The 9,227-nt window shown below is 29.5% G+C and carries 7 protein-coding genes; 3 read left to right on the forward strand and 4 right to left on the reverse strand.

Features of this window, described 5'->3' with window-relative positions:
• Positions 1 to 99: 99 nt before the first annotated feature.
• The gene (locus ALEK_RS15975) at positions 100 to 708 is read left to right on the forward strand and encodes a helix-turn-helix transcriptional regulator (RefSeq protein ID WP_071628096.1); all 609 of its coding nucleotides are present in this window, start codon (positions 100 to 102) and stop codon (positions 706 to 708) included.
• Between the two features lie 23 nt (positions 709 to 731).
• Here the strand turns inward: ALEK_RS15975 and ALEK_RS15980 are convergent, their stop codons facing one another.
• Positions 732 to 4,103: a cadherin domain-containing protein gene (locus ALEK_RS15980; protein ID WP_071628097.1), complete on the reverse strand. Its 3,372-nt coding sequence runs from the start codon at positions 4,101 to 4,103 to the stop codon at positions 732 to 734.
• Between the two features lie 148 nt (positions 4,104 to 4,251).
• A complete protein-coding gene (locus ALEK_RS15985) occupies positions 4,252 to 5,103 on the reverse strand; it encodes an NAD(P)-dependent oxidoreductase (protein ID WP_071628098.1) in 852 nt (283 codons plus the stop codon).
• Positions 5,104 to 5,234: 131 nt separating this feature from the next.
• On the opposite strand from ALEK_RS15985, the gene ALEK_RS15990 reads away from it, so the two are divergent.
• Together ALEK_RS15990 and ALEK_RS15995 are read left to right on the forward strand one after the other, a co-directional pair.
• Positions 5,235 to 5,783 (forward strand): pyridoxamine 5'-phosphate oxidase family protein, encoded by a 549-nt coding sequence (locus tag ALEK_RS15990; protein ID WP_071628099.1) that lies wholly within the window; start codon positions 5,235 to 5,237, stop codon positions 5,781 to 5,783.
• A 79-nt stretch (positions 5,784 to 5,862) separates the two neighbouring features.
• Positions 5,863 to 6,354, forward strand: a complete 492-nt coding sequence (locus ALEK_RS15995; RefSeq protein WP_071628100.1) for a DUF4405 domain-containing protein — start codon at positions 5,863 to 5,865, stop codon at positions 6,352 to 6,354.
• Between the two features lie 27 nt (positions 6,355 to 6,381).
• Here the strand turns inward: ALEK_RS15995 and tkt are convergent, their stop codons facing one another.
• Together tkt and ALEK_RS16005 are read right to left on the reverse strand one after the other, a co-directional pair.
• Complete coding sequence (tkt, locus tag ALEK_RS16000) at positions 6,382 to 8,298, reverse strand: transketolase (RefSeq protein WP_071628101.1); 1,917 nt, start codon at positions 8,296 to 8,298, stop codon at positions 6,382 to 6,384.
• A gap of 86 nt (positions 8,299 to 8,384) precedes the next feature.
• Entirely contained in the window at positions 8,385 to 9,188 is an 804-nt protein-coding gene (locus tag ALEK_RS16005) for a sensor histidine kinase (RefSeq protein ID WP_228289356.1), read from the reverse strand.
• Between the last annotated feature and the right edge of the window lie 39 nt (positions 9,189 to 9,227).

The raw sequence follows: 9,227 nt of genomic DNA on the forward strand, positions 1-9,227 counted from the left end.
TAAAAAAAAGAGATTATACTTAAGTTGTAGACATTTTGTCAATTAATTGTATTAAATAGACTTTTTGTATTTTAATCATCTTTATTGTATGATTTTTTTATGAATAAACAATTAGAAACTTTTACCCCTTTATGTGATGCCATTGGAAAACTTTTTTATCCAAATGTTGAAGTAGTACTTCATGATTTAGAAACTCAAAAATTAGTACATATTGTAAATGCCTTTTCAAAAAGAGAAATTGGCGATAAAATGATAAATGATGTAAAAGATATAAACTCTTTAAAAGAGGATATTGTAGGGCCATACAATAAAACAAATATTGATGGTAAAAAACTAAAAACTGTATCTACAATACTTCGAGATACTAATAAAAAAGCTATTGGTATTATCTGTATAAACTTTAAAATTGAAGTATTTGAAACTATGTATGATAGTCTAAAAATGCTTTTAAATATTGAAGAAAATGAAGAACAACCACAAGCTTTATTTTCCCAAGACTGGAAAGAACATACACATAGTACAATCAATAAATATTTAGAAACAAATGATTTAATTTTAGAAGAGTTAAAAATAAAAGAGAAAAAAGAGCTTATTATCTATCTAAATAATGAAGGTATTTTCTCAATTAGAAATGTAGTCACATATCTATGTGAAGTTTTAGATATATCAAGAGCTACAATTTATAAGTGGTTAAAAGAGATTAAATAGAAGATAAACTTTTATTTATCTTCTTAGTCTTCTATACATCTAACAGAACCACCAAAAGCTCTAGTTAAACTACTATCAGGTGCAGCAGTTCCAGAAGAAACTCTAAGATACTTAGCTTCAGTTGTACCATTAGGTGTGTTATACCATAAGTAAACAATTGAACCTACATTTTGCATTGTTCCATCATCTTTTCTAAATCCTGCTACTGGTAATTTTAAGAAATTAGAAAAGGCTGTTGCATTATTACTTACACCTTGACTAGTAGTTTCAGAAATAACTTCAGCTTGAGTTGGAACTCTAAATCCAACTGGACAAACATCTGTATATGTTGCTCCTGAAACTCCATTTACATTTCCAGTAATTTGATTCCATCTAGCAACTCTTAATGCTCCTGAAGTATCACCAGTACCCCATTCTGCTGGGGTAATATATTCATTACTTGTATCATCGTTATAAGCTATTGTTGTAGCAGTTGTTGTACTAGTTTGTTTTTCATGTCCATCAGCTAATCTACCCCATTGGAAATAATCCCCATAACAATTAAGATCATTAGAAGCAGAACATACTTGAGATGCTCCAATATTTCTATCCAGCCATTTTTTTGTAGTATATGGTGATGTGACTATTATATAATTAATACTATTATGAGAAATTGATGTAGATTTAACTGTAACTGTAATTGTATCTACTGATTTTTCACCATTCGAATCTGTTCCTATAAGTGATAAGTAGTGAATACCTACAGCAAAATCACTTTTTACTAAAGATTGAGCTGATCCAAGAGGAGTATTACCGTCCCTCCACTCATAAGAAGTAAAACCAGCAGTAGCTGTTAAAGTAACTGTTGCCCCTTGATATACAATTTGATCAGTTCCTGCATCAATTGTAGTACTTGTATTTGTACTTGTATGTTGGATACATCTAATAGGATAGGCATTAACTAAATTTGTTGATGTATTTTCACTAGCTGTTGTTCCATCGTAATTAATACTACTTGCATTACCACCACTAACACTTGATGACCATAAATATCCAAAGCCATCACTTACAGGAGTTCCACTATTATTTCTATAACCAGAAGTTGGTAATTTTAAAAAGTTTTGAAAAGCTGTTGCACTATTTATTACTTCTATTGTACCATTGCTATTTGTATCTGTATCAGCGATTGAATCATCTAAAGTTTCTGCTTTTATTTCGGCAACACTTGGCATTCTATACCCACTTGGACAAACTATATTATTTGTTGCAGAATCTCCATTTGTTTGTGACCATAAAATATTTCTTATATTTCCATTATCATCAATATCATCTGTATCTTGTGTACTATTAGTTAACCAATCCATAGGAGAAGAACTATTTGTAATAAAATTAGAACCTGAACTTATTATATTTGTAGCTCTTGTAGCACTATTTGTACTTGAAGATAATTGATGTCCATCTCTTAATCTTCCCCATTGATAAAGATTACCATAACAAGCTGTATCACCTGAAGAAGTACAAACTTGTGTAGCTCCAATATTTCTATCTAACCAAAATCTTCCTGTAATTTGAGAGATTATAAATTTATATGGTAAAGAGTTAAATGTAAGATTTTCATTTACATCTGTTAAACCTAAAGTATAAATTTGTGTATCACTATTACTTTGAGTATCTGTTGCTGTTACAGTAATAGAAAAAGAAGTTTTAGTAGGAGTTGCTTCAAAATCTGGATATAACTTAAAAGTTACAACTCCAGAACTTGAGTTTATTGAGAAAGTATCATTATCTGTTACTCCTGCACCTAAAGAATATGCAATAGTACTTGCATCAGTTGCACTTGCTGTAAATGCAGTTTTTTGATTCTCTGCAGCACTTGGAGTAAAAGAACCTGTAAATACAGGAGGATTTTCATCTACATCATTTACATTTACCGTATATGCTTGACTTGAAGTATTACTTAAACTATCCGTAGCTGTTACAGTAATAGTATATGAAGTCTTAGTTGGTAATGCTTCATAATTTGGAGCAGAATTAAAAGTTATAGCACCAGAACTTGAATTAATAGAGAAACTATTATTTTCAGTAACTCCACTTGTTAATGAATAAGTAATTGTACTTGCATCTGTAACACTAATTGCTGAAACACTTGTTTGATTTTCATCTCCACTTATTACATAGGGAGCATTAAATACAGGAGCATTTTCATCTACATCAGAAATTGTAATTGTATAAACCTGAGTAGATGAATAAGCTAAACTATCTGTTGCTGTTACTGTAATAGAATATGATGCTTTTATCTCAAAATTTGGTGCCACTTTAAATGTAATAACACCTGAACTTGAGTTAACATTAAAATCATCATTATCTGTTACTCCTGAACCTAAAGAATATGTAACAGTATTTAGATCCGTGGTATTTGCAGTAGTTGCTGATGTTTGATTTTCTGCTACAGTAGCAGTAAATGAACCTGTAAATACTGGTGCATCATCATCAATATTTGTGATACCTAAAGTGTAAACTTGTGTTGATACATTTGATAAACTGTCCGTTGCTGTAACTGTAATAGAATATGATGTTTTTGTCTCATAATCGGGAGCTGTATTAAAAATAACAACACCAGAAGTAGAATTTATAGAAAAATCATTATTATCTGTAACTCCAGCAGATAAAGAGTATGTAATAGTATTAGAATCTGTTGCACTAGCTGTAAATGCTGACGTTTGATTTTCCAAAGCACTAGGAGTAAAAGAACCCACGAAAACCGGTGCATCATCATCTACATTACTAATATTAATAGTATAAACTGTATCAGAAGTATAACTTAAGCCATCAGTTGCATGTACTGTAATCGTATATTGTGTTTTTGTTTCATAATCAGGAGCAACTTTAAAAGTAACCACAGCTGTTGAAGAATCAATATTAAAATCATCATTATCATTAGTAGCAGCTAATGAATAAGTTAAAGTACTTGTACTATTAATACTAGCAGTTATTGCACCACTCTGGTTTTCAGCTACATTAAATGTATTAGGATCATTTAAGTCTGTAATATTAATTGTATATACAATATCAGAATTAAAAGCTAAACCATCTGTTGCATGCACAGTAACCTTATATTGTGTTTTAATTTCATAATTTGGCGCTACTTTAAAAGTAACTACTGCTGTTGATGCATTTATATTAAAATCATTATTATCTGTAATTCCTGAAGCAAGAGAATAAGTTAAAGTATTGGTATGATTTACAGTTGCCGTTACAGCACTAGTTTGATTCTCAAGTACACTAAAAGTGTATGGGTCAGAAGGAGTACTAGAAGATCCTCCACCTGAAACTCCTCCACCTCCACATCCAATTAGAGTAAATGTTAATAACAAAGTAGAGAAAAATAATTTATATATATTTATGAATTTTAGCATATTGTAAGACCTGTCAATTTAATTAGAAAGATTATACTATTATATACTTTAATAGAATTTATCGTTATGTTAGATATTAATTACATGATTGTTTCATATGGAGAAAATACTCTCCAATATGATAAAAAAAGCTTAAAAGCTTCTCTTTTTATGATTTAAATAATTTATAAATTGAAGAAAAATCTTCATCCCCATTACCCATCATTTTCATTTTTGAAAACAGCTCTTTTGGCATTGCCGCTGAGTAAAGTGGTTTATTCATTGAGTATGCTAAATCTTGTAATAAATGTAAATCTTTATTTATTGCATCATTTGAGAAATGAGCTGAGAAGTCTTCATTAATTAATTTTTGTTTTTTTGCATTTAAAACTAGTGATGTTCCCCCACCTACTCCTAAAATATCTAAAGCTTTCTCTTTTGGAATTGAACAATCTTCAGCAAGAGAAGTACACTCTGCAATTGTAGCCATAAAAGAGCCTAAACATAAGTTATTGATTAACTTCATTTTAGTTGCACTTCCTTGCTTTTCTAAAAAGAATATCTCTTTACCAAATTTTTCTAAAAGTGGTTTTACTTCTTCAAAAACTTCTTTTTTTCCAGAAGCTACTAATGTTAAAGCACCTATTAATGCAGGTGCAACACTTCCAAATACTGGATTTTCTAAATATTTAGCTCCTATTTTTTCAACTGCTTCATGGAATTTTAAAACATCCTCATAATGATTTGTTGATAAATCAATAATAGTTTTACCTTTTAACTCATCACATAATAAACCATTTTCCATATTTAAAATATTTTCAACAGCAGGAGAATCAAATAAACATAAAAAAACTACATCACATTTAGAAAGTAAATCTTTAGGAGTATTGGCAATTTCATATCCTAAATCTGCAACTTTACTTTTTGTTCTATTATAAACTACTATCTCTTCACCCATTTCTTTAAGTCTAGTAGTTATTGCTTTTCCTAGATTTCCAAGTCCTATAAATCCTATTGACATACTCTCTCCAATTTTTTTTCATTTATTATATTAAAGTATAGACTTTTTGTCAATTAATTTTATTAAATAGACTTTTTGTATTTCCCACTAAAATATGTTATATTATTTTACATTATTAAAAAAGGAAGTAGATGGCAAATATTACAGATAAATTAAACCAATATGATATAGACTTTATAGAAAGTCAGAAAATGTTTTTTGTATCAACTGCACCAAAAGATGGAAAAATAAATCTATCCCCAAAAGGTTTAGATGATACATTTAAAATTGTAGATGAAAATAAGATTTTATGGTTAAACTACTTTGGTAGTGGAAATGAAACAGCAGCTCATTTATTAGAAGATAATAGAATGACTATTATGTTTTGTGCTTACGAGGGTGATGCAAATATTTTAAGACTTTATTGTACAGCAAAAGCAATTCAAGAAAAAGACTCTAATTGGGATGAGTACATAAACCAATTTGAAAATAAAAAAGCAGCAAGACAAGTTTTTGAGGTAACTATTGAAGGGGTGAATAACTCTTGTGGAATGGGTGTACCATTATATGACTTTGCAGGACAAAGAAAAGAATTAACAAACTATTATGCTAACTCAAACAAAGAAGAGCATATTAAATATATGAAAAAACACAACCAGAAAAGTTTTGATGGAAAAGATACAAAACTTTTTGAAGACTAGTTTGTTAAACTAGTGTTAAACTAAAATTTAAAAATCATTAAAAAAGTTCCTTTATAATTATATGATATAAAGGAACATAATGAAAACCCACAAAAAAAGAGAACTAGCCACATCATTTACTACATTTTTATTTTTAGTTATTGCTATAACTGGAATACTAATGTTTTTTCATATACTTGATAACTATACAAAACAGATGCATGAAATATTAGGATTAGCATTTATAGCAATAGTTATGTTACACGTATTTTTTAACTGGAAATCTATGAAAAACTACTTTTCAAATAGAATATTCTTTTCCTCAGGAATTATTGTAACAATTATAGCTTTAGGATTTATTCTATCAACTTCAAATGAACCAAATCCTAAAAGAGTAGTTTTTGAATCAGTATTTAATCAACCAATAGAAAAAACTTCTGTTTTATTTAGTGATAGTTATGTAAAAGCAAAAGAAACATTAGAAAACAAAGGAATAAAAGTTGAGAATGGTAAGTCTATAAAAGAGTTAGCAATATTAAATAAAACATCACCATTTAAAATAATATCTATTCTAAATGAAAAAAATAGATGAGATTAAATCTCATCTATTTAAAATTATTTATTTTTTGAAATCAGCTACAATTTTAGCTTTTAATTTTGGAATAGTAAATCCAAATTCGTCAAATAAATCTCCAGCAGGTCCAGATGCACCAAATGTATCCATACCATATACAACGTCAGCAAATCTATAGTATTCTAATCCTCTAGCTGCTTCAACTGCAAATACTTGTGTATTTTTGTCAATTACTTGATCAATGTAAGATTGTTCTTGCTCAACAAATAAATCATAACAAGGAACAGAAACTACGTTTGCAATAATTCCTTCATCTTCTAAAGTACAAGCAGTTTGTAATGCTAACATTAACTCAGACCCAGAAGCCATAATAGTAATATTTGCATTATCTCTTTTCTTAACTAAGTATCCACCATTTGATACTTCACCATATGCTCTATCGTCTTTTAATACTTTAAGACCTTGTCTAGAACATACAAATGCAGTTGGAGCATTCATTTTAAGTGCTGTCTTCCAAGACTCAACATTTTCAGTAGCATCAGCTGGTCTGAATGTATAGAAGTTTGGTAATGCTCTAAATTGAGATAAATGCTCAATTGGTTGATGTGTTGGTCCATCTTCACCTACACCAATAGAATCATGTGTCCATACGAAGTGTTGAGGAATAGAAGCTAATGCTGCAATTCTTGCAGATGGTTTTAAGTAATCAGAGAATACAAAGAATGTTGCAGAATAAACTCTGTATAAACCGTATAAGTTCATAGCATTAGCAATTGCTGCCATTGCATGTTCTTTAATACCAAAGTGAATATTTCTACCATTAGGGAAGTCACCTTCACCTTTTAATTCAGTTTTGTTAGAAGGTCCTAAATCTGCTGATCCACCTAAGAAACCTGGAACTGCTGCTGCAATTGCATTTAAGATTTTGTGGTTAGAATCTCTTGTTGCAACTGAAGAGTCAGCTTCAAAAGTTGGGTATTCAACTGCATCATAATTAGGGTTTTGTAATTCTTCAATTTTTGCTTTTGTATCAGCAGATAATGAATCATTCCATTCATTTTCAGCAACAGAACCAACCATTAATTTATCAAATGCACCTTTTACATCAGCAGGAACAATGAATTTTTCATCTGGATTAAATCCAGCTTTTGCTTTAGAAGCTGCAATATCATCTTCACCTAATGGAGCACCGTGTGCATGGTGTGAACCTTCCATAGATACAGAACCTTTTCCAATTGCAGTTTTTGCAATAATCATTACAGGCTTAGTAGCAGCTTTTGCTTGTACAAATGCTTTTTCGATTTGATCAAAGTTATGTCCATCAATTTCAATTACTTCAAAATCAATACCTTGGAATCTTTTCTTAACATTCTCAGACCATGCTAATGAAGTATCACCTTCAATAGTGATTGAGTTTGAATCATAAATAATAACTAAGTTATCTAATTTTAAATGTCCAGCAGTTGCAGTTGCTTCGTAAGAGATACCTTCTTGTAAATCTCCATCTCCACATAAACAGTAAACTTTATGATTAATAACATCAGAACCTAAAGTATTTTGTGCATATTTAGCAGCAGAAGCGAAACCTACAGCATTTGCAATACCTTGACCTAATGGACCAGTTGTAATTTCAATACCATGAGTATGACCATATTCTGGGTGACCTGGTGTTTTTGAGTGAGTTTGTCTGAAGTTTTTTAAATCGTTTAATGCAACGTTAAATCCCCATAAATGTAATAAAGAGTAAACTAAACCAGTGGCATGACCACCAGAAAATACTAATCTATCTCTATTTAACCATTTTTCGTTTGCTGGATTTACGTTTAAGTGTTTACTTAAAACTGTAGCAATATCAGCAAGACCCATTGGTGCACCTGGGTGTCCTGAGTTTGCAGCTTGAACCATATCAGCAGCTAAGAATCTGATTGTATCCGCTTGTTTTTGTAAAAGTTGTTTTGACATAATTATCCTATTTGGTTGATGAGTTTTTCTTATAATTCGTGATTATATCTAAAATTGATTAAATACAATTTGAAGTAAGTTTTTTTCTATATTTTTGGGATAATTATTGTAAAACAAGCACCTTCATTTTTATTTTTAACTTCTAATTTTCCATTCATATTATTTTGAACAATAAGCCTAGACATAAATAGCCCTATTCCTGAACCATTTAACTTCTCATATGTAAAAAATGGATCAAAAACTTTTTCAATTGGTTCTATTTTTACACCACCTGCATTATCTTCAATTGATGTAATTACCTCATTATTTTTTTCTGTAATAAGTATTTTTATTTTAGGGTTTTCTATTTTTCTTTGAATTAATAGATCTCTTGCATTATTAATAATATTAATTAAAACTTGAGCATATTCATTTTTATATCCAAGTAAAGTAGGATTTTTTTGCAAAATAATTTCTAGTTTTATATCATAAGATTTTAAACTACCACTGATAATATTTATAGTTGAGTTAATTTGTTCTAATAATTCAAATTCAATTTTTTCTTTATCATGTGCAAAAAAGTTTTTAAAATCATCTATAGTATTAGACATATATTTTGTAATATCATTTAACTTATTAATTGATTCTATTAATTCTTTATTATCCACAGGCATATCAAGATTTAACTTAGCTTCAATAGGTAAGAATAAAGAAGATATTTCCATTAATGGCTGTCTCCATTGGTGTGAAATATTACCTAACATTTCACCCATTGAAGCTAGCTTTGATTGCTGGAACATAAGTCTATCTTTTGCTCTATTCTTTGCTACTTCTTCTTGAAATCTTTTTTCTAATTCTTTATTGTGTTCTTCTAATTCTAAGAATTCATCAAGTTGTGTTTGTCTCATCATTTTTGTTTACCAATTTAGGAATTATAAGGCAAATAATTT

It is taken from the genome of Poseidonibacter lekithochrous (genome assembly GCF_013283835.1).
Taxonomy (GTDB): Bacteria; Campylobacterota; Campylobacteria; order Campylobacterales; family Arcobacteraceae; genus Poseidonibacter; species Poseidonibacter lekithochrous.